The following is an 18,163-nucleotide window of genomic DNA, read 5'->3' on the forward strand; positions in this document are numbered from 1 at the left end:
ACTGTGTGACTAAGGAGTAATCAATGAGTACCGATCTTAAACTGGCGTTGATGACCACCGTCGGCTGCCTGCTGATGATTGTAGCCTTTAGTTTTACCGCTATTCTGCACTGATAAAAAAAGCCGGGGTTTTCACCCCGGCTCTCTTTTCTGGCTGTTTATCCACTCAGCGAATGGTTTTTGGCGTCATCACCCGACGGGCACCAATGTAGTGGCGCTGCCAGTAATCTTCCCCTAACGCGCTAATCTGAATATCTTTGCCGGTACGAGGCGACTGGATAAATTTGCCGTTACCCAGGTAAACGCCGACGTGGTCAGCGGTACCGCGACCGTTAATGCGGAAGAAAACCAGATCCCCTTTTTCCAGCGATTCGCGCTTAATCGGTGCGGCGTCACGCAGGTGATACATTTCATTGGCGGTGCGCGGGATCTTAAACTTCACCAGATCTTTATAGGCGTACCAGACCAGGCCGCTGCAATCAAAGCCGGTATGCGGGGAGGTGCCGCCCCACTGATAGGGTTTACCCAGCTGACCCATCAGCTTGGTCATCGCCGTTTCGCGCGCCTTCTGATAGCGCTGACGGTGCGATTTATTCATTTTGATGGTGCCGGTTTCCGCGCTGTTGAGGTCGGCGGTTTTCAGCGGACGCTGGTGGCCATAGCGTTTCTTGTTCTTTGTGCTGCTGGCGGTTTTAAGCGAGGTCTTGTGAGCGGGGGTCTGCTGAGCGGTCAGTTCAACTTTTTTCTGTTTTTTGGTTTTTGTTTTCTGAACCGGGCTGAGGCGACTCTTTTTCGCCGCTGTTTTGACAGGACGGCGCTTGCGGCGCTCATCGTCACGCGCACTCTTTTTCTCTGCTTTATGCGTACTGAGGTTCACCGGCTTGTGCGGTGACGCAGCGGCGACATTAAAGAACAGTTGCGCAAAGGCCAGCATAAAAAGCGTAATGATTAAACGCATAGTCCGTTGATAAGTTGAGTTGTCAGGGCCACTACGCACCGCGACAAGGGTGAGAATAATCTGATCCAGGATCAGCGCCGAAGCCATTCTAGTCCAGTTTTTTTAAAAACTGTTATGTCTTTTTTTATTAATCTTTGCAGCCGCCATAATAGTGTTGAAAATGAACATTTTCAGTCTCTTATATCAGCGAAATTATTACGAATTATTAAACTGTTACCAGCTGTTAATAAAGGAGAATTCATGCCCGGCCTGCCACAACTTAGCAATGCGGGTCATTTAATCGGGCAGTGAGCAAAATCTCGTTTTCAGTCACGCGGCGAAGTCGCTACAATAAACAAACACGAAGTAACGAATTAAGGAAGGCAATTATGAGTACTGTAGAAAAAATTCAGCGCCAGATCGCAGAAAACCCGATCCTGCTGTATATGAAAGGTTCCCCGAAACTGCCAAGCTGCGGTTTCTCTGCTCAGGCGGTACAGGCGCTGTCAGCCTGTGGTGAGCGCTTTGCTTACGTGGATATTCTGCAGAACCCTGACATTCGTGCAGAGCTGCCGAAATACGCCAACTGGCCAACCTTCCCGCAGCTGTGGGTCGATGGCGAGCTGGTCGGCGGATGTGACATCATCGTTGAGATGTTACAGCGTGGTGAATTGCAGTCGCTGATCAAAGAGACCGCAGAAAAATTTAAAGAAGCAGAATAAAAAAAGGCCGACATCATGTCGGCCTTTCTCATTATGGCATCCCTTATGCGGATGCATCGGCTTCCGGCGCTTCCGCCGCCAACGGAAGTGGCCAGCCGCCTAAACGTTTCCAGCGATTCACCAGCTCACAGAACAGCAGCGCCGTCTGCTGGGTGTCATACAGCGCCGAGTGCGCCTGATTGCTGTCAAACGCCATCCCCGCCGCGATACAGGCTTTCGCCAGCACCGTCTGTCCCAGCACCAGGCCGCTCAGGGCCGCGGTGTCAAAGGTGGCGAACGGATGAAACGGATTGCGTTTCAGGCTGGCACGCTCCGCCGCGGCCGACATAAAGTTCAGATCGAAAGTCGCGTTGTGCGCCACCATAATGGCGCGGTTACAGCCGCTGTCTTTAATGCCTTTGCGCACCATTTTAAAAATGGCGTGCAGCGCTTCATATTCACTCACCGCGCCACGCAGCGGATTAGTGGGGTCGATACCGGTAAAGGCCAGCGCTTCAGGGTGCAGCAGCGAGCCGGCAAACGGCTCGACGTGAAAATGCAGCGTCTGGTCAGTCTGAATCCAGCCCTCTTCATCCATTTTCAGCGTGATGGCGGCAATCTCCAGTAACGCATCGGTTTGCGCGTTGAAACCCGCGGTTTCCACGTCGATGACCACCGGATAGAAGCCACGGAAACGTTGATTGAGTGCATTAGGGGAATTCGATTCAGACATCAGGATCTCGTTGCAGAAAAAGGGCAGCGCGCATTATGGCAAAAAACCGGCCCGGGTGCAGCAGATGAACCGCAGAGAAGGGAGGTCAGCCCACCCGGCAGGGCAGGCTGAGGGGCAGAATTAGTTGCCCAGGCCGTTTCCGGCGTCTTTGTTTTCGATCAGCTCAATTTTGTAGCCATCGGGATCTTCCACAAAGGCAATAATGGTGGAGCCGCCCTTGACCGGGCCCGCTTCACGGGTGACGTTGCCACCATCTTTGCGGATACGCTCGCAGGCTGCTGCCGCGTCATCGACGCCCAGCGCGATATGACCATAGGCGTTGCCGAGGTCATACTTATCAACGCCCCAGTTGTAGGTCAGCTCAATCACCGCGCCTTCGCTCTCGTCGGTGTAACCTACAAACGCCAGGGTATATTTGTATTCGGTGTTTTCGCTCTGACGCAGCACGCGCATGCCCAGCACACGGGTGTAGAAGTCGATAGAACGTTGCAGATCGCCAACGCGCAGCATGGTATGAAGTAAACGCATAACATCCTCTTTTCAATAAAACGCCATCGCCGGATGACCCAGGCGCTAAGTATAGCGATCAAAATCGCCATTGCGTAATGGCTGCCGTCATCGTCCCGGACGGCAGCCCGAACCGATTACAGGGTAGGGTAGTCGATATAACCTTCCGCGCCGCCGCCGTAGAAACTCTCCGGGCGCTGTGGATTCAGTGGCGCGTCCTGTTGCAGACGTTCAACCAGATCCGGGTTAGCGATGTAATCGCGACCAAAGGCCACCGCATCGATCAGACCGCGTGCGATCAGATCGTCCGCTTTCTCCACGGTGTAGGCACCAGCACCAATGATCACGCCAGGGAACAGGTCACGCACTTTCTGACGGAAAGCGTCGGTATAAGGCTTACCGCCGGCCCAGTCTGGCTCTGAAAGGTGCAGATAGGCGATGTTGCGTTTTGCCAGCTCGCCGATATACCACAGCGCGGCTTCTTCTTCGTCCGGGCCGTTATCGAGATTCTGGAAGCTGCCGATAGGGGAGACGCGAATACCGATACGATCCGCCGCCCAGTTGGCGATCACCGCATCAACCACTTCCAGCGCAAAACGACCGCGTTTTTCAATGCTGCCGCCATATTCGTCGCTACGCTGGTTTGAGCCTGGCGCCAGGAACTGGTGGATCAGATACCCGTGCGCCGAGTGCAACTCAAGCAGATCGAAATCCGCTTCGCGCGCGTTGGCGGCGGCCTGACCAAAGTCGGCCACGATCTGCTGGATCTCCGGCACCGTCAGTTCGCGCGGCGTGGAGGTCTCTTCACGGTAGACGCTGCCATCTTCGGCACGCAGCGAGGTGCGGGTGCCCGCGGCAATCGCCGAAGGTGCCACCGGGGCTTTGCCTTCCGGCTGCACGCTGTTGTGCGAGATACGACCGGTGTGCCACAGCTGCACGGCGGTATGGCCGCCCGCCTGATGCACCCCTTCGTTAATCGCTTTCCACGCCGCGATCTGTGGCTGCGTGTGTAAGCCTGGCGCACCGGCGTAGCCTTTCGCCTGGAAGGAGATCTGGGTGGCTTCGGTAATGATTAAACCGGCGCTGGCGCGCTGACGATAATATTCGCCCATCATCGGGGTTGGAATGTCGCCCGGCTCAATGCTGCGCAGCCGGGTCAGTGGCGCCATAAAAACGCGGTTCGGGACGGTAATTGCGCCGACTTTCAGCGGACGAAACAGCTGGGTACTCGCCATAATAGCTCCTGATTAGTAGACCAGTCGTCTACAAACATCTGTTTTTAAAATCAGTGACGGTCAAGCCACTGTTCGATGGTATTCAGCGCGAGTCGCAGCGGCTGCGGCTCACGGGAAATCTTGCTCTGCAAACTGGCACCAAGCCACAGCAGCGACAGCAGTTCAGCCATCTGCGCGGGCGGCTGCGGCAGGTTCAGTGACTCCTGCTGTTCAGCGGCGATCAGCGTGCGGGCATACAGGGCGGTAATTTTTGCCGCACCCTGTTGCAGCGCGTCGCGCATCGGCTCAGAGAGATCACACACTTCAGCGGATAACTTAACGCCCAGGCAACCCACAATATGTCCCTGGCGGACAAACAGCTGCTCTGCCGCCCGGAAATGGTTAAGCAGGCGTTCGCGTGGCGTGCCCTCACTCTGGTTGAGCTGTAGTTCCACATCCTGCAAAAAACGCGCAAAGTAGCGTTCCAGCAGCGCCACGCCAAAGGCCTCTTTCGAGCGGAAATAGTAGTAGAACGAGCCTTTCGGCACCGCCGCCTGCGTCAGCAATTCGCTGAGGCCCATTCCGGTGAATCCGCGTTGCAGACAGATCTGCTCGCCGGTCCGAAGCAGGTGTTCGCGGGTTTCGTTGCGTTGTAGCGTCTTATTCATGGCAATGAGAGTAGTAGACCAGTCGGTCGAATGCAATGCGGATAGTCGCATTTGGCACAGAGTGTTCACTCTGCACCGGCGAAGGGTGACAATACTGTGCGACATAATGTTACTTCCGCGGCAAACCAGCTACGCTTTTTACTGGTCTGTTGATGAAATGATGCGGAGTGGTGGTGGCCGAACAGCTTGAGTTCTTCCCGGTTCCCAGCCCCTGTCGCGGCATCTGCCAGAGCGATGCACGCGGCTACTGTCTGGGATGTCTACGCAGCCGCGATGAGCGGTTCAACTGGCTGCGCTTCAGCGACGCGCAGAAGCGGGAGGTGTTACGCCTCTGCCAGCAGCGCCGCCAGCGCCTGCAACGACAGTCAAAAAGCGACGACTCGCGCGATCCGCAGCAGCCGGAGCTGTTCTGACACTTTTCCGCTTTCCGTTATACTCTCTGTCACGCTAATTTCAGCCAACGCGCAACAGGGAGAATGTCATGTTAGAACCGCAAGCCATCGCCTCACAGGGGCCCGACTTTTCACCGCTGATTATGGGGTACTGGCGCCTGATGGAGTGGGGCATGTCGCCTCAGCAGCGGGTGGCGTTTATCGAGCATCATCTGAGTCTTGGCATCACCACCGTTGATCATGCGGATATTTATGGCGACTATCAGTGTGAAGCGGCCTTTGGCGAGGCGCTGACGCTGGCACCCGGCCTGCGCGACCAGCTCCAGATTGTGACCAAATGCGGTATCGCGACCCGCGCCCGGCCAGAGCATCAGATTGGCCACTACATCACGGACAAAGCGCATATCCTTACCAGCGCGGAGAATTCACTGCGTCATTTCCACACCGATCGCCTTGACCTGCTGCTGATCCATCGCCCGGATCCCTTAATGGATGCCGACCAGGTAGCCGAAGCCTTTATGGCACTGCATCGCAGCGGCAAGGTGCTCCATTTTGGCGTCTCTAACTTCACTCCCGCCCAGTTCTCGCTGCTGCAATCCCGTCTGCCGTTTTCGCTGGTCACCAATCAGCTGGAGATCTCGCCGGTACAGCAAAGTGGGGTACTGGATGGCTCACTCGATCAGTGTCAGCAACTGCGCATCCGGCCAATGGCCTGGTCCTGCCTAGGCGGCGGTCGGCTGTTTAACGACCCGCACTTTCAGCCGCTGCGTGAGGAGCTGGAAGCGGTACGCCAGGAAACCGGCGCCACCAGTCTGGAGCAGGTGGTCTATGCCTGGATATTGATGCTGCCTTCCCGGCCGCTGCCAATCATCGGTTCCGGTAAAGCGGCGCGGGTCAGCGAGGCGGCAGGTGCGCTGACGCTCACCCTGACACGTCAGCAGTGGTTCCGCATCCGTAAAGCGGCGCTGGGATTTGATGTGCCCTGAAGCGTAAAGCTGCGTCAATCTTCGGCAGACTCGCGCGATAGCGGCCAGGCTTTAGTCACCCCCTGGTCCGCAAACGGAGTCATTATGAAACTGAAAACAGTGACGCTATTCGCCCTGCTTGCCTGCGGCACGGCACAGGCTGCCAGCGAGCAGGTCACGCTAAATCAGGTCTCGGCCGAAGGCATCGGAACATCGCTGGGCACGGTTAAGATTGAAGAGACGCAGTATGGTCTGCAATTCACCCCGACATTGCAGGGGCTTCAGCCCGGCATTCATGGCTTTCATGTCCACGCAGAAGGCAGCTGTGAGCCGGGTAAATCGGAAGGCAAAGTGGTGGCCGCGGGCGCGGCAGGCGGTCATTTCGATCCCGCCAGCAGCGGCAAACATCGGGGGCCTTACGCGGAGGGCCATGCCGGTGATCTGCCGGCACTCTATGTCGATGACAGGGGCAGCGCCAGCTATCCGGTGCTGGCGCCGCGTCTTAAATCGCTGAGCGACATCAAAGGTAAAGCGCTGATGGTGCATGTCGGCGGCGATAATCATGCCGATCATCCTCAACCGCTGGGCGGCGGTGGCGCGCGCTACGCCTGCGGGGTGATCTGACGCGCCGGGCGGCAGATGATGGCCGCCCGCTTTTCTCCTGCCGGTTTATGAATTGTTGTACCATCCCTGCCGTTTCCCCCCTATGATATTGATTCAGGTAAGAAAGCGTGATGGGAAAGGAGCAGGAAAATGAAATTCAAGGGTGCATTACTGCTGTGTCTGCTGCTGGTGGGATGCGATAAACCCAATGATACGCAGCTGGTCACCGAAACCGGGCGTGAACTTCAGCGCACCATCGACACCAACCCGATGCGTATCACCTGTGAAAAGATCGCCAAAGGGCGGGAGTGGTTAAGCCGCAATATGGTGCGCCGGCTGGAAGCGCAGGGCTGTCAGCAGGTGTTTCGCAGCGCCACGGAAACCAACTTCACCGATACCACTATCTATCGTCGCACCATGACGATGGTGTGCGGCGGGATCCACGGTCAGAGTTTTACCGGCACCGAACTGACGCGCCGCTTTATCTTCTCGCCGGATGAGAAAGCGCTGGTGATCGAACCGATGACCGAAGTGGATAAAACCCGTTTCGAAGGCCACAAAACGCTGCAACAGTTGCAGGACGAATTTAACCGTCAGCAACAGCAATATTGCCAGTGATCACGCTGGCACGGCCTGCTTCAGCTGTGCCAGCGAACAGCGCAACCGCCAGATAATCCCCGCCAGCTCGCTGGCCTCGTTACTCTTCAGCGCCAGCAGTGATCCAATCATCGACTCCAGCTCTGACAGCGTCTGATCCAGCAAGCTGTGTCGCACACCGCGGCTGCTGATAATCTGTTGCAGATTTTGCAGGATGCTGTCGCGGAATTTCATCAGCGTATCGGAACCAGCGCGCCACTCACGCAGCTGCCAGACAATATGTGAACAGTTGAGCAGCACCACTCCCCAGCGCAGCAACCAGACGCGCGCCTGTTCATCCCGGCTGTGGCTGAGCTGGCTGATACGATGGTAGATCTGCGATTCAAAGCGGCTCTCGCTGAGCCGCGGCCGTCGGCGCAGCTGATCGAGAAAGGCCAGCCGTAACGCCTGGATATGGCGGCGGCTGCGCCGGGCATCGGAACTGGGACGCAGGATCTGGAACGCCAGCCACGCCAGCAGCACCCCACAGACTTTGGCGATGTTATCGTTAAAAAAGTCCTGATAATCCCAGGTCGGCGGATTGGTGACGGCGATAAAGGATCCCATAAAGACAATGAACTGCCCCCACAATCCGGCGCGCTTTTTCTGCTGCAATTTAAACAGTTGCAGCGTCACCAGCAGCGGGAACAGAAACAGTAGAAAGTGCCACAGCTGGCTGATCTGTACCATCAGGCCAAACTTCATCACAAAACTAAAGGCGAACAGCAACAGCAGGGTTTTCAGCAGCAGGGTGACGCTGCCGCCCGGTGAAGGGGATGAGGCGTACAGCACGCAGGCGATGGCGGTTAACGTCAGGGCGGCGGCGCCCGATGACCACTGGGTGGTGATCCAGAAGGCGCAGCCCAGCACGATAACGCAGAAGGTGCGCAGGGCGCTCCAGCCCGCTTCGGCGCTATCATTGTCACGCGCCAGTGCCGGAACCGGCGGCGGCTGAAAGCGGGTGTCGGCGTCAGCGCGCTCCAGCAGACGGATCCAGCGCAGCACATTAAGGTACATCCAGCAGAAGTAGCGCAGGCGCTGACAAAAGGCGCGCTGCCGGTAGTCGCCATCCGCCGGTGGAGTGACGCTGCGCAGGATCAGCGCCAGACGGTATTTGTCGCAGGCCGGTTTTCCCAGCTCCGCCAGCAGCTGTTGCAGCGCCTCAAACAGCGCCTGAGGGGCGTCAGGCCAGTTCAGCAGCATACGGCGCAGGCTGGAGAGCACGCTGGTCAGCCGCAGCTGCTGATGCAGCACATAGTTCAGCACGTTATTTTGTCGGCGGAAGCGATAGTGGCTCCAGAAGGCCTGAATGCGCAGCAGGTTCATGGTCAGGATCTGGCTGATAACATTTTCATGGGCGGTGCGGATGTTATCGCTGGCCGAAGGCTGGAGCAGCAGCACCGCATGTTCCAGCAGCCGGTCATGCATCTGCTTCAGCGAGGTGATCAGCGTTTCCCCGTCCGAGGTGCTCGGCAGCACCATCATCATGAATCCGGCGCAGAGGATGCCGGAGATCACCTCACAGACGCGCGCCTGGGCGATGGTCCACAGGGTGGTAATGTCGGTCACATTTACGCTGCTGAACGCGATGATCGCCGCAGTGTAGCCTGCGAGCGAAAAGGCGTAGGCCACGTTGTTCTGATAATGGTTGGCGATGCCGGTACAGAGCGCCAGCCAGCCAGCAATCGCAAAGGTAAACAGCCACGGCTCATTCAGCGTGTGTCCGGCGATAAGCAGCGCCGCGGTGGCACCGACCAGACTGCCGACGATGCGGCCCAGGCTTTTACTGATCGCGCCGCCCACGGTGGGAAAGCTGATCACCGCGGCGGAGGTCATCGCCCAGTAGGGCTCATCGAGATCCAGCCCATAGGCGATGCTCAGCGCCAGACACATGGCGATAGTGTTGCGCAGCGCATAACGCCACTGGTTGGCGTTCGCTTTGATCCAGGGCAACTGGTCCCAGGCCAGCCACTGAAGATTCATGGCTGAATGGTGATGGTGCAGGTGGTGCCCGCCACCAGCGGCACATCCGCCGGCAGTGGATCGAGGCGGATGCGCACCGGCACCCGCTGCGCCAGCCGTACCCAGGGCACGTTGGGCTTAATATTGGGCACCAGACCGCTATCGGTTTCAACGCTCTGGTCGTAGATGGCGCGACCAATGCTGTCCACCTGACCCTGCAACCGGCTGCCGTTGCTGTAGAGTACGATCTGCGCCGCTGCGCCGGGGCGGATATGGCGCAGCTTGGTCTCTTCAAAATAGCCCATCACGTAGTAAGAGTGGCTGTCGACCAGCGCAAACAGCGGAGTGCCGGCGGTGGCATAGTTGCCGGGCCGCAGCGTCAGATTGGTGATCCAGCCATCCACCGGCGCGGTGAGGGTGGTCTGTTGCAGATTCCAGCGAGCCTGCTCCCACTCCGCCTGGGCCGCTTTCGCGCTGGCCGCCGCCGCCTCAGCGCTCAGCCGCGCGGCATCCAGATCCTCAGCTGAGATGATATTGCGCGGCAGTTTGCTGCGCCGGTTGAATTCATGCTGTGCTTTCACCAGCTCCGCTTCCGCTTTGCTCTGCTGGGCGGCAGCGTTGTCGAGTGCGATCTGCCACGGCACCGGGTCGAGCGTTAACAGCACCTCACCCTGATGCACAAACTGATTATCCTTAACCCGGAGCTGAAGGATCCGGCCTGACACCTGGGGCGTAATATCCACCAGTTCCGCCCGCACCTTGCCGTCACGGGTCCAGGGGGACTGCATGTAGTAGTTCCACAGCCAGCCACCGGCCAGCAGCGCCAGGGCAAAGACAACCAGCGTGGAGAAATATTTTACCGCGTTGAATTTCATTTCGATTATCCGTGACCGATGAGCCAGAGTGCAGCGGTAACGCACAGCACAAACAGGGAGAGATCAAACAGGGTGGGATGCCAGACATCGCCGGAGTAGATCCAGCCACGCAGCAGCGGATGGATCATCAGCCAGAAAAAAAAGCCGAGTATCACCGCTTTGAATATGGGCGGAAAGAACAGAGAGGCGCCCACCACCAGATCGGTCAGCGGTTTCGCGCCTGAAAAAACATGGCTGAGCACGTAGCAACATCCTTCGTTAACCCAGACGGCAGAGGGAAAGCGATGACGCATTATCCTGACCGGGTCCGGGATTTGTAATTTGTCCTGTAAACTCGCAGAATAGTGTAAAATCTGGCTTGATAGCTAGCAAGCTAATTATAAGGAGATGAAATGGATACGCCCCTTGGAACGGATTTGTCTCGGCTGGTGCGCATCTGGCGCGCGTTGATTGATCAGCGGCTGAAGCCGCTTGAACTGACTCAGACACATTGGGTGACGTTGCACAATATTCATCAACTGCCGCCAGAACAGTCACAGATTCAGTTAGCGAAAGCGATCGGCATCGAGCAGCCATCGCTGGTGCGCACCCTGGATCAGCTTGAAGAGAAAGGATTGATTACCCGTACCACCTGCGCCAGCGATCGTCGTGCTAAACGCATCAAGCTCACGCAGCAGGCGGAGCCGATTATCGAGCAGGTTGAGAGCGTGATTGATGCGACGCGGGATGACATTCTGTCTGGCATCAGTCGGGAGGAGATCAATCAGATGGTCACGCTGATCGCCCGGCTTGAGAAGAACATTCTCGAACTGCAACATAAAGAGAAATAAAAAAACCGACGCCCAGGCGTCGGTTTTTTTTGTCTGGCATGCTTAGCGAGGTGAGACCGTCACCTGGCTGCCGTTGGACGCCATCGCCACGCGCTGGCCGACGGAGTAACGTGAAGCCGCCTGTTTCTGCACCACCATGATGGTGTTGCCATCATCTTTGCGGATCTCCAGTTCAACGCCATCGGTTTTGTTCACCGCGCCCTGGACGCCCTGACCCGCGACGCCGCCGAGTACCGCACCACCGGCTGTCGCCAGACTGCGTCCGGCACCGCCACCGATGGTGTTACCCAGGAAACCCCCCAGTACGGCACCGCCGATGGCACCAATCACATTGCTCTCATCGCCGCCCTGAATTTTGACCGGACGGACTGAGACTAAGGTACCGTAGGAGACGCTCTGCACCTGCTTGGCTTCGCTGGCACTGTAGGTGTCACCTGACAGCGTACTGGTATTACTACAACCTGCCAGCATGACACCGGTCAGAGCGACCACAATTACACGCTTAATCATTTGAAACTCCTTTAGTCGAGAAGGTGCCACGTTTACCGCAATATCCTGCACACAGTATAAGACACAAACCTGGCAAATTAATCCCTGTCCGAATAAAACCCGGCCGGACCTAACATAGACTATGCAGGATGAACAACAATTCAATCGTCAGCGAAAAATAATTTCCTCCGCTTATCTGCCAGCCCGATCGGGTAATAAGCATTTAATCATAGAATTCGCGATCATAATTTGTCAGGCTAGCCGCAGATGAATCGCACTGCCCGCCGGGAGTAAGGAATGGCTATGAAATCAGGACGCTATATCGGGGTAATGTCAGGCACCAGCCTGGATGGAGTCGACGTGGTGCTGGCCGCCATCGATGAGAATATGGTGGCGCAGCAGGCGAGCTATTGCCATCCGATGCCGCCCGATCTCCGCCAGATGATCCTGGCCATTTGCCAGGGCCAGAGTCTGACCTTGTCTCAGCTCGGCCAGCTCGACACCCGGCTCGGCAGACTGTTCGCCGACGCGGTGATGACCTTAATGAAGCGTGAGTCGCTGGAAGCCAGCGATGTGACCGCCATCGGCTGCCACGGCCAGACCGTCTGGCATGAACCGCAAAGCGACGCCCCCAATACCTTGCAGATTGGCGACAATAACCAGATCGTCGCCGCCACCGGCGTGACCGTGGTCGGTGATTTCCGTCGGCGCGATATGGCGCTGGGCGGGCAGGGCGCGCCGCTGGTGCCCGCCTTTCACCAGGCGCTGCTGATGGATGCGACTGAACGCCGTATGGTGCTGAATATTGGCGGCATCGCCAATCTCTCGCTGCTGATCCCTGGCCAGCCGGTGCGCGGTTTTGACACCGGTCCCGGCAATATGCTGCTGGATGCCTGGATCTGGCGCAATCAGGGCAAGGTCTATGACAAAGATGCGAGCTGGGCGCGCAGCGGCAGGGTGATCCCGGCGCTGCTGGAGGCGCTGCTGCGGGAACCCTGGTTTGCGCTGCCGCCGCCCAAAAGCACCGGCCGCGAGCACTTTAATCTGGGCTGGCTGGAGCAGCAGCTGCGCCATTTCCCCGGCCTGGCACCGCAGGATGTGCAGGCCACGCTGGTGGAACTCACCGCTATCACCATTACGCAGCAGGTGTTACTCAATGATGGCTGCGATCGCCTGCTGGTCTGTGGCGGCGGCAGCCGCAATGCTCTGCTGATGGCGCGGCTGGCGGCGCAGCTGCCCGGTACTGAGGTGAGCTCCACCGATGCGGCGGGTATCAGCGGCGATGATATGGAGGCGCTGGCGTTTGCCTGGCTGGCATTCCGCACCCTCTCCGGTCTGCCGGGCAATCTGCCAGCGGTGACGGGGGCGCGGGAAAAAAGCGTGATTGGCGCGATCTACCCGGCCAATCCGCTCTATCGACGTTAAACCGTATCGGGGGGCGTAACGCCCCCCTGTTGTATGCGGGCGTCAGGCCGCGCCGGAGAGATGCGTCAGGTTGCGCACGCCGGTAATCACCGTGGCGACCATGGTTTCACGTCGGGTAATCACCTCAACCTGGTAAAAGCGGCTGCGGTAAGCGATGGAGTAGATGATGGGATGGTACTTGTTGCCTTCTCCGTAGCGGGCGTAGTGCGCTTCAAGCGCGCGGGTCGCTGCCAGGATGTGGGAGGGCTCTTTATCACCGCGGATGATTTGCTTCATTCAGTTCCTCAAATGCTGTCCCTGGAATCGCATCCACGCATAGAGCGTGGCGCTGGCCTAAAAACACTGAACATCTGACTGCTAAACATCATGGGTAATGAGTGAGTGGATAACAACGGACTCTGCAACCGGGAGATGACAGAAAGATGATCATCACCCGCTGCTGTCTATTATTTAGCAGCAGCCGGGTGATTCAGCAAGGCAGCGCGAGGGAGATTCAGCCAAATCGCAACGCGGTTATCGCAGCTCTGGCCAGGCGACGGCTGCCACACCGTTAAGCCGCGGCGTGGAGAAGAGGAACCCCTGAAACTGGGTGACGCCGGCCGCTTCCAGCCACATCCACTCTTCAGGCTGCTCAATGCCTTCGGCGATTACGGCAATCTCAAGCGAGGAGCAGCACTTCAGGATGGCGTGAATAATCGCCTGCTTCGGGCCGCTCTTGTGCACGTCAGCGATAATTTTACGGTCGATCTTGATCTTGTCGGGCTGAATGCGGGTCAGCAGCGACAGCCCGGCAAAACCGGCGCCGAAGTCATCCAGCGCCAGGCTGATGCCGGCGGCTTTCAGCTGTTTAATCGCGGCTTCAAACTCATCCAGACGCGAAATAATTTCGTTCTCGGTGAACTCCACCATGACCTGTTCAGGCACCAGCCCCTGCGCCGCAATCTCATCCAGCAGATACTGCACCGCGCCAGGCACCTCTACCAGCGTCATCGGCAGCAGGTTGATCGACAGCGTCATCCCCTCAATGCCGAGCTGCCTGGCCTGAGCGAACGCGATGCGCTTCGACTGTAAATCGGTGAGGTAGAGCTGCTCGCGCGGCAGACGATCGAAGTAATCCAGCGGCAGTTCGCCCTGCGGACCGCGCAGCAGCGCCTCCAGCGAGACGATCTCACAGGCGAGGGGGTCGACAATCGGCTGAAAGGCGAAGCTGACCTGATCGGCGGCCATCAGCCTTGTTTCGCCTTCACGCTGCTCCGCCTCGTCGCGGACGAAGGTCCAGCTGCTCGCGGCCGGGATCTCAAAGTAGTTCTCTTTTTCACGCGCCTCGACAAAGGTGCGCAGAAATTGCAGCGCGCGATCGGCATAGGTCATCTGATATTTGCTGGTGCATTTGGCCAGCACCGCCTCCAGCACCGTTTCCGGGTCATGCTGGCGCAGGTCGAACAGCTCCATCCCGACATGGCCAAAACGGCGTGCCGGCGCGTAGTCGCGCAGCAGTTCGACCAGATTATGGTGGCGCGGATCCTGGCAAATCCGGCTATAGACTGCCTTTACCGCCTGCTCCGGGCCTTCCAGCAGCTGAAAAAAGTGCGTGCCGTTGAACAATAAAATTCCGGTGATGCTGGATGATTCATTGATTTTATTGGCTTTTATTGCCAGCTCATGCAAAAACTTAAGCGGCACATCAGGCACAATGTGGCTGCGATAGATGATTGTCGACAACATACAGGCTTCCGAAATTTTTATTTTTGTGCGCGCACCTTACCAGAAGGTTTCACGGGGGAAAACGAGGGCCAGCGCCCCTTTGTTTCCCCAGGTGCGAATTAAAGGTTGTCGGGCAGGGTGGAATCGCCTGAACCCAGCGGGCGCTGCATAAATACCGTGTCCAGCCAGCGGCCCTGCTTGAACCCCACCGACCGCAGTGTGCCGGTGATCTCAAAGCCCGCCGCGCGGTGGACGGCAATTGAACCCCGGTTCTCGCTGTCGCCGACGTTGGCGATTAGCTGGCGATAACCGGCCTGTTCCGCCCAGGCAATGGCATGTCGCAGCAGACGCGAACCCACGCCGCGCTGCTGAAAGTCCGGGTCGATGTAAATCGAATCCTCCAGCGTGTGGCGGTAAGCCTGACGCGGGCGATAAGGTGCCAGATAGCAGAAGCCCCGTACCACACCCTCGCTGATGGCAACCCACCACGGCAGGCCCGCCTGCTGGATCTTCTCCAGCCGCCCGGCGATCTCTGCGGCGTCGGGCGGCACGGTTTCAAATGAGGCGGTGCCGTTCAGCACGTGCCAGGCGTAGATCTGCTGAATCGCCGCGATATGACTCGCTTCCGCCGCCAGAATCTCAATCATACTGCTCTCCTGATAAGCATAGTGTAAAAACAACCTATAGTGCGCGCTCAGGCGATGCAATCAGGGCCTTTGGCCGCCTCGCGGTTTTCTGCCGACGGTGTTGAGTGGGGCTCAACCGCAGGCGTGGGCGTCAGGGCCGCCGCCAGCTAAAAATCAGCCGGGTGACCGGAGACGCGACGCCATTGTGACAGAAATGCTGCGCGCGTTTTATCAGATTTAATTCGGACCGACGAGAACTTTATTAAGCCTATTCTGAAAAGGTGGGCCGCCAGATGATTCCCGCCGGGCTTAAGGCTATTATTCTGAACTATTACGGCAGAGCATTAACTTTATTAGCGGCGGCATAGCATGATGCGATTTATCGATTTTCTGAACAGCAGGCAGGGATTACGCGAAGCGAGAAATCACTGCTTTGAATTAAATGGCGTGGTGCTGGGACATTTCACCGCCTTATTTCTGCATGACAATCAGATTATTTTTACCAAAGATGGTAAACAGTGCGCGGTGCCTTACTATCTCGGTCCTGAACAGGATCTGCTGCAACAAAAAATAAACCCGCGTATTCAGAATATTCGCACTATCTGAGGCTGAACCGCTCAGCGCTATTTATTGCTCAGGCGTCGCGGTCAGAGTTATTGTTGCGCCCCGCCATCGCCGGGTAATCATCTTTTCAGCTTGTGCATAACCTCTTTTTCCTGACCGCTATTTCCGCTAACCCGCTGGCTGACGCTATCTGGTGGGCTTTATCGGGACGGCGGTGCGAAAAACAGTAACAGCAGGGTGCCGCTGGCAAACAGCGCTAACGCCGCCACCGCGCCGAACGCCGCGTAAATCTGACCAAACAGCAGCGATCCCACCACCTGGCCCACCGCCAGCATCAGAAACAGAATGCCGACCCCGGTCGCCGCAGCCTCTTCGGTGGCACGCGCACCCCAGACCAGCAGGACACCTGATAGCGTCACATAGCCAGCGCCGCAGCAGGCCACCGCGACCCACAGCAGAGCCGAATTCTCATGGCTTACCGCCAGCACCACCAGCAGCAGCGCCATGCCACAGAGTGACAGCCGGTAGACCGCATTGAGTCCGATACGGGCGGCGATCGGTCCGGTGGCGGCACCGGCGATGCCAGCGCCACCGGCAATCAGCCACAGCAGACGGGTCATCTCTGCCTCAAGGCCGAGATGCTGACGCAGCAGCGCCGGACCAAAGCTCCACCAGGCGGCGCTGACCAGACCCGATCCCAGCGCGATCGCCATCAGGCGATGCATCGAACGCCGGTAGAGTCGATGGTGCCAGCCGGTTGCGGGTGAAGTCTGCTCTGCGGTATCGCCGGGCAGCAGGCGCATCACCGGCAGAGCACAGGCCAGCGACAGCAGGGCGAAGAGCAGTGTCGCGCTGCGCCAGCCGCCCGGTAACAGGCTCAGGATGATCACCGTCAGAATAATGCCGGCGCTGGTTCCGGCGTTGATCAGGGTATTGATGCGCGGCTGACCCGCCGCACTGACCTGACGATCCACCGCCGCCGCCAGCGCGGGAGAGGCGAGACCGGCGCTAAGCCCGGCGATAAACAGTCCGGCTCCCAGCAGCAGGGGTGAGGTGGCGCAGGCGAGCAGCAGCAGGCCCGCCGTCGCGCAGAGGGAAGCCAGCAGCGCGGTCAGCCGGATACCAAAGCGATCGGCCAGCGCCGCTGCGCTGACAATGGTCAGGCAGTAGGCGACAAAGCTACAGGCTGACAGCACTCCCGCCTGCTGCGGACTGAAGGGAATATCGGCGGCGACGGCGGGCAGCATTACGCCCCACGAGAAGCGTGCCATTCCATAGGTCGCGGCGATCAGGCTGAAGCCCGTCAGGGCCAGTGCGGTCGCGGATCTCACAGGCCGCCACCAGGCTGGCGCAGCAGCTGAGCCACCATCGCCGCGGCCCGCCCGGCCACGGCAGGACCGGTTAACAGCGCCGCCGTGATCGTCCCCTCGAAAATTATCCAGATCGCCTCACTCAGCGGCGCGTCCTCTGCGCCCTGGCGCTGGGTGACACACTCGGTGATATAGGCGCGCATCGCCGCCCGGAAAGCCAGCGCCTGATCTGCCAGGCCGCTGTCCCGTTCCGCATATTCTCCCCAGGCCTTAAGAAAGAAGCAGCCTCTGGCCCCGTTTGCGGCGGTCCACTCCTCCAGTACCGCAAACAGCCGGGCAATGGCTTCCGGCTGCTGCGGAGGCAGCAGCTCGGCCATAAAACGCTGTTCGCGGCTGCGCAGTACCGCGGCGGTCAGCGCCTCGCGTGAGGCGAAGTGGTGATAGAGCGTGCGGGTGGAGACGCCCGCCTCGCGACAGATTTGATCGGTGCTGGTGGCGTGAAAGCCGCAGCGGTAAAACAGCCGCTCGGCCGCCTGAACAATATCATCTCGTTTTTTCATGGTTTAAAGGTAAACCGATCGTTTTACTTTTTCAAGCCAGTGATGGTTGATTGCAGCCAGCGGGATTGATAAATCCCTTACTCATGCCCGTTTAGCGTTTCGCTTAATGGCTGGTGGCGGGCAGCGCGACCCCGCTTTTCGCTTCAGTTCACCAAACCTCATAAATACCCCTGTGGAGCCTTTTTTTATTCCCGCTGCGGCTAATCAGAATCGGGCTGTCTGAGTCACCCGCGCTCAGTCGATTTCATTTAGTGGACTGTTTTATATGGATTATCAGGTGTATGGCGCTTTTTTTGATCGATTAGCGTAACAAATAGAAGCGCGTTAATTATGCGACAGAATAGGGGGCGGGGCGAAAAATGGCTGAAGCGATAGTCACAGCTGAAAACGGCATATTCTCAAAGTCGCTTTCCTGCACGCAATAAAGTGGTTTTAGGGATAATTCTCAGTTAGTTTAATAATG

Annotated in this window: 23 protein-coding genes; 9 read left to right on the forward strand and 14 right to left on the reverse strand. The window is 58.0% G+C overall.

Going from position 1 to position 18,163, the window contains the following annotated elements; genetic code table 11:
* Positions 1-23 precede the first annotated feature (23 nt).
* Positions 24-113: a YnhF family membrane protein gene (locus tag ACCW71_RS02565; RefSeq protein ID WP_095707274.1), complete on the forward strand. Its 90-nt coding sequence runs from the start codon at positions 24-26 to the stop codon at positions 111-113.
* A 52-nt stretch (positions 114-165) separates the two neighbouring features.
* Here ACCW71_RS02565 and ACCW71_RS02570 read toward each other — a convergent pair whose 3' ends face one another.
* Positions 166-957, reverse strand: a complete 792-nt coding sequence (locus ACCW71_RS02570; RefSeq protein WP_436369426.1) for a C40 family peptidase — start codon at positions 955-957, stop codon at positions 166-168.
* 365 nt (positions 958-1,322) lie between these two features.
* Here ACCW71_RS02570 and ACCW71_RS02575 point away from each other — a divergent pair, with 365 nt between their 5' ends.
* Complete coding sequence (locus tag ACCW71_RS02575) at positions 1,323-1,658, forward strand: Grx4 family monothiol glutaredoxin (protein WP_179291196.1); 336 nt, start codon at positions 1,323-1,325, stop codon at positions 1,656-1,658.
* Between the two features lie 43 nt (positions 1,659-1,701).
* On the opposite strand, the gene rnt is transcribed toward ACCW71_RS02575, so the two are convergent.
* The 4 genes from rnt to ACCW71_RS02595 form a co-directional block, all read right to left on the reverse strand.
* Positions 1,702-2,370 (reverse strand): ribonuclease T, encoded by a 669-nt coding sequence (rnt, locus tag ACCW71_RS02580; protein ID WP_436369428.1) that lies wholly within the window; start codon positions 2,368-2,370, stop codon positions 1,702-1,704.
* A 120-nt stretch (positions 2,371-2,490) separates the two neighbouring features.
* Positions 2,491-2,898 (reverse strand): lactoylglutathione lyase, encoded by a 408-nt coding sequence (gloA, locus tag ACCW71_RS02585; RefSeq protein WP_008926200.1) that lies wholly within the window; start codon positions 2,896-2,898, stop codon positions 2,491-2,493.
* A 116-nt stretch (positions 2,899-3,014) separates the two neighbouring features.
* Positions 3,015-4,112: an alkene reductase gene (locus tag ACCW71_RS02590; RefSeq protein WP_436369430.1), complete on the reverse strand. Its 1,098-nt coding sequence runs from the start codon at positions 4,110-4,112 to the stop codon at positions 3,015-3,017.
* Between the two features lie 50 nt (positions 4,113-4,162).
* A complete protein-coding gene (locus ACCW71_RS02595) occupies positions 4,163-4,759 on the reverse strand; it encodes a TetR/AcrR family transcriptional regulator (protein WP_436369432.1) in 597 nt (198 codons plus the stop codon).
* A gap of 173 nt (positions 4,760-4,932) precedes the next feature.
* Here ACCW71_RS02595 and ACCW71_RS02600 point away from each other — a divergent pair, with 173 nt between their 5' ends.
* The 4 genes from ACCW71_RS02600 to ACCW71_RS02615 all read left to right on the forward strand — a co-directional run bounded on the left by ACCW71_RS02600 (position 4,933) and on the right by ACCW71_RS02615 (position 7,337).
* The gene (locus ACCW71_RS02600) at positions 4,933-5,172 is read left to right on the forward strand and encodes a DUF1289 domain-containing protein (RefSeq protein ID WP_436369434.1); all 240 of its coding nucleotides are present in this window, start codon (positions 4,933-4,935) and stop codon (positions 5,170-5,172) included.
* Positions 5,173-5,240: 68 nt separating this feature from the next.
* Entirely contained in the window at positions 5,241-6,137 is an 897-nt protein-coding gene (locus ACCW71_RS02605; protein WP_436369435.1) for an aldo/keto reductase, read from the forward strand.
* 84 nt (positions 6,138-6,221) lie between these two features.
* Positions 6,222-6,740 (forward strand): superoxide dismutase [Cu-Zn] SodC, encoded by a 519-nt coding sequence (gene sodC, locus ACCW71_RS02610; protein WP_436369437.1) that lies wholly within the window; start codon positions 6,222-6,224, stop codon positions 6,738-6,740.
* Positions 6,741-6,869: 129 nt separating this feature from the next.
* Positions 6,870-7,337, forward strand: coding sequence for a hypothetical protein (locus ACCW71_RS02615; RefSeq protein ID WP_436369439.1), 468 nt, complete (start codon positions 6,870-6,872; stop codon positions 7,335-7,337).
* Here ACCW71_RS02615 and ACCW71_RS02620 read toward each other — a convergent pair whose 3' ends face one another.
* The 3 genes from ACCW71_RS02620 to ACCW71_RS02630 are packed head-to-tail and all read right to left on the reverse strand — an operon-like array spanning position 7,338 to position 10,434.
* Positions 7,338-9,338 carry an FUSC family protein gene (locus tag ACCW71_RS02620; protein ID WP_436369441.1) on the reverse strand — a complete coding sequence of 667 codons (2,001 nt, stop codon included), beginning with the start codon at positions 9,336-9,338 and terminating at the stop codon, positions 7,338-7,340. It lies immediately after the preceding gene.
* Positions 9,335-10,192, reverse strand: a complete 858-nt coding sequence (locus ACCW71_RS02625; protein WP_436369443.1) for an efflux RND transporter periplasmic adaptor subunit — start codon at positions 10,190-10,192, stop codon at positions 9,335-9,337. Before ACCW71_RS02625 ends, ACCW71_RS02620 begins: the two co-directional genes overlap by 4 nt.
* A 5-nt stretch (positions 10,193-10,197) precedes the next feature.
* Entirely contained in the window at positions 10,198-10,434 is a 237-nt protein-coding gene (locus ACCW71_RS02630; RefSeq protein ID WP_436369714.1) for a DUF1656 domain-containing protein, read from the reverse strand.
* A gap of 150 nt (positions 10,435-10,584) precedes the next feature.
* Between ACCW71_RS02630 and slyA the strand changes: the two genes are divergently transcribed.
* Complete coding sequence (slyA, locus tag ACCW71_RS02635) at positions 10,585-11,022, forward strand: transcriptional regulator SlyA (RefSeq protein ID WP_436369445.1); 438 nt, start codon at positions 10,585-10,587, stop codon at positions 11,020-11,022.
* 42 nt (positions 11,023-11,064) lie between these two features.
* Here slyA and slyB read toward each other — a convergent pair whose 3' ends face one another.
* Positions 11,065-11,532 (reverse strand): outer membrane lipoprotein SlyB, encoded by a 468-nt coding sequence (slyB, locus tag ACCW71_RS02640; RefSeq protein ID WP_436369447.1) that lies wholly within the window; start codon positions 11,530-11,532, stop codon positions 11,065-11,067.
* A 282-nt stretch (positions 11,533-11,814) separates the two neighbouring features.
* Between slyB and anmK the strand changes: the two genes are divergently transcribed.
* A complete protein-coding gene (gene anmK, locus ACCW71_RS02645) occupies positions 11,815-12,936 on the forward strand; it encodes an anhydro-N-acetylmuramic acid kinase (RefSeq protein WP_436369715.1) in 1,122 nt (373 codons plus the stop codon).
* Positions 12,937-12,978: 42 nt separating this feature from the next.
* Here anmK and ACCW71_RS02650 read toward each other — a convergent pair whose 3' ends face one another.
* From ACCW71_RS02650 to ACCW71_RS02660, 3 genes are all read right to left on the reverse strand, one after another.
* Entirely contained in the window at positions 12,979-13,212 is a 234-nt protein-coding gene (locus tag ACCW71_RS02650; protein ID WP_013357724.1) for a DUF4060 family protein, read from the reverse strand.
* A 237-nt stretch (positions 13,213-13,449) separates the two neighbouring features.
* Positions 13,450-14,661 carry a diguanylate phosphodiesterase gene (locus ACCW71_RS02655; protein ID WP_436369448.1) on the reverse strand — a complete coding sequence of 404 codons (1,212 nt, stop codon included), beginning with the start codon at positions 14,659-14,661 and terminating at the stop codon, positions 13,450-13,452.
* 98 nt (positions 14,662-14,759) lie between these two features.
* Positions 14,760-15,284, reverse strand: coding sequence for an N-acetyltransferase family protein (locus ACCW71_RS02660; protein ID WP_436369716.1), 525 nt, complete (start codon positions 15,282-15,284; stop codon positions 14,760-14,762).
* 351 nt (positions 15,285-15,635) lie between these two features.
* Here ACCW71_RS02660 and ACCW71_RS02665 point away from each other — a divergent pair, with 351 nt between their 5' ends.
* Positions 15,636-15,872, forward strand: a complete 237-nt coding sequence (locus ACCW71_RS02665; RefSeq protein ID WP_436369449.1) for a hypothetical protein — start codon at positions 15,636-15,638, stop codon at positions 15,870-15,872.
* Between the two features lie 158 nt (positions 15,873-16,030).
* Here ACCW71_RS02665 and ACCW71_RS02670 read toward each other — a convergent pair whose 3' ends face one another.
* Both ACCW71_RS02670 and ACCW71_RS02675 read right to left on the reverse strand, forming a co-directional pair.
* Complete coding sequence (locus tag ACCW71_RS02670) at positions 16,031-17,161, reverse strand: MFS transporter (RefSeq protein ID WP_436369451.1); 1,131 nt, start codon at positions 17,159-17,161, stop codon at positions 16,031-16,033.
* The gene (locus ACCW71_RS02675) at positions 17,158-17,700 is read right to left on the reverse strand and encodes a TetR/AcrR family transcriptional regulator (protein WP_436369453.1); all 543 of its coding nucleotides are present in this window, start codon (positions 17,698-17,700) and stop codon (positions 17,158-17,160) included. Before ACCW71_RS02675 ends, ACCW71_RS02670 begins: the two co-directional genes overlap by 4 nt.
* Positions 17,701-18,163 lie beyond the last annotated feature (463 nt).

Origin of the sequence: Pantoea sp. C2G6 (genome assembly GCF_051336815.1) — a bacterium.
Classification (GTDB): Bacteria; Pseudomonadota; Gammaproteobacteria; order Enterobacterales; family Enterobacteriaceae; genus Pantoea.